Genomic DNA, 1550 nt, shown 5'->3' with positions numbered 1-1550 from the left:
ATACTCGAGTTTTCGAAAAATAGCTCCTTGATATTTTGTACATAGGCATGATATTTGCTATATAACATTTTTTAAGTGTTCTTCAGCTTCCTGTAAAGACAGATCTACTAAAGGTTTATTTTGCTTCCTTTTTCTATCAACATCTGAATTAATTATAGTGATCCATTTTTCAACAAAACCCCTATCAACTTGAACTTTATTAATAAATTTTACCTGATTTTCGTGTTGTAGTCTGCGCACTATTGAAGGAATCGTTTTTGATTCCATGTGGGTATTTTCAGCAATACTTTTGCAATTCTCAAGATGGAGGAGGAAGTCAATGTAGAACACGAGGCATAACGCTGTTGTTATTCCTTGTTCACTTCTGACAGTGACTCCCTCCATATCAAGTAATTGTTTGGCATTCCTGAAAAACTCTTCAATAACCCAGCGGTAACTGTAAACACTTAAAATTTTAGAGGATTCCCAGGTGAGTTCATTGGTGAGAAGATATTTGATGGTATCTTTGGATGGATCAAGGCTTTGTACAATGCGATGCTTACCAGGAATAGCATTAAGCCGTACATTAGCAAGCTTAGTGTGGTATAGGACCTTTGCTTCTTTACCAAGTTTTTCATCGGCACTAAAGCCGGAGGTTATCATATCTGCAATGAGATTAAAAAAATCAGGTAGACTTTTCAACTCATATTGATTTTTTGACAATTTCCCAGTTGGCGTTAATTTGGGGGTCGAACAGGGCACTCTTACTTTTAAACTACTTTTAATTTCAATCACATAAGATAATTTTAGACGTTTAAGCTCTTTAATGAAAGGCTTAACCCCAAACCATGAATCAGCAAGAACCGTACACGGGGGGTAGCCTTTTGCCAATGCCCATTCCAGCATTTCAATTGCCAGTTCATTTTTCGTTTTATGAACGAAATTTTTTCTTCGAGTCCATAGCATTTTGGAAGATTTCTGGTAATAAATACGAAAGGCTAAAGGAAATTTTGCAGACCCACCATCACTGTAATACAAAACAACTATGCACCTTGCTTTGAGGTTGGTTCCAAGCGCATGATCAAAAAGAACGAAAACACCGTGGAGCCATTGGCAAAATTTGGAATGATGTGTCATTGTATCATCAATATTAAAATAGCCTTTACGATTCTTAATTTTGTGACGAAAATATGCATGACTGGCGTATAATTCCTGCATTTCGATTGTTGAAAATTTTGCATCAGAAAGAAAATGAGATAGGGCGCTTATGCTCTTTTCTTTCAAAAACATTCGATTGATTTCTGTTAAATTAAAATTTGCGCCCAATACAAGAGCGCTTGCAATCAATGTAAGATTATTGTATTGGCAGTTGCTCAAAGCAGGCAATAAAAATGATAAGCCAGTAACTAATAATGGAATACGTTCAACACAAGGTATTTTCATTTTAAGCATTATGATAGTTTAATATAACTATCCATCTTTATTAGAATAAATTTCATATATACTTAGCCAAAGCAATAAATATACCTTAATCTATTATTTTGTCAAAATATTTTTCGAAAACTCAAGTA

At 34.5% G+C, this 1550-nt stretch carries 1 protein-coding gene; it reads right to left on the bottom strand.

The genetic code is table 11. The annotated features are described in order from the left end of the window. Window positions 1-57: 57 nt before the first annotated feature. Complete coding sequence (locus tag HXW94_RS18690) at window positions 58-1422, bottom strand: transposase (protein ID WP_218576819.1); 1365 nt, start codon at window positions 1420-1422, stop codon at window positions 58-60. Between the last annotated feature and the right edge of the window lie 128 nt (window positions 1423-1550).

Origin of the sequence: Desulfobacter latus (assembly GCF_013389365.1) — a bacterium.
GTDB lineage: Bacteria > Desulfobacterota > Desulfobacteria > Desulfobacterales > Desulfobacteraceae > Desulfobacter > Desulfobacter latus.
The sequence above is the reverse complement of the archived record's forward strand: the minus strand, read 5'-3'. Positions and strand labels throughout refer to the sequence as shown.